Here is a 424-nt window from a genome sequence, read left to right as displayed (position 1 = left end):
TAAGTCCCGTAACGAGCGCAACCCTTGTCCTTTGTTGCCAGCACGTAATGGTGGGAACTCAAAGGAGACTGCCGGTGACAAACCGGAGGAAGGTGGGGACGACGTCAAGTCATCATGGCCCTTACGTCCTGGGCTACACACGTGCTACAATGGCAGGTACAGACGGTTGCGAGACCGCGAGGTGGAGCTAATCCGAGAAAACCTGTCGTAGTCCGGATCGGAGTCTGCAACTCGACTCCATGAAGTCGGCATCGCTAGTAATCGTGAATCAGAATGTCACGGTGAATACGTTCCCGGGCCTTGTACACACCGCCCGTCACACCATGGGAGTGGGTTGCTCCAGAAGTGGCTAGTCTAACCTTTGGGAGGACGGTCACCACGGAGTGATTCATGACTGGGGTGAAGTCGTAACAAGGTAACCGTA

At 55.0% G+C, this 424-nt stretch carries 1 rRNA gene; it reads left to right on the top strand.

The features are described 5' to 3' along the window. Positions 1-424: ribosomal RNA gene (locus AVJ23_RS21960) — 16S ribosomal RNA — on the top strand; the annotation flags it as partial.

Origin of the sequence: Pseudoponticoccus marisrubri, assembly GCF_001482405.1 — a bacterium.
GTDB lineage: Bacteria > Pseudomonadota > Alphaproteobacteria > Rhodobacterales > Rhodobacteraceae > Pseudoponticoccus > Pseudoponticoccus marisrubri.
Note: the sequence above shows the minus strand (reverse complement) of the source record. Positions and strands in the feature narration are given on the sequence as shown.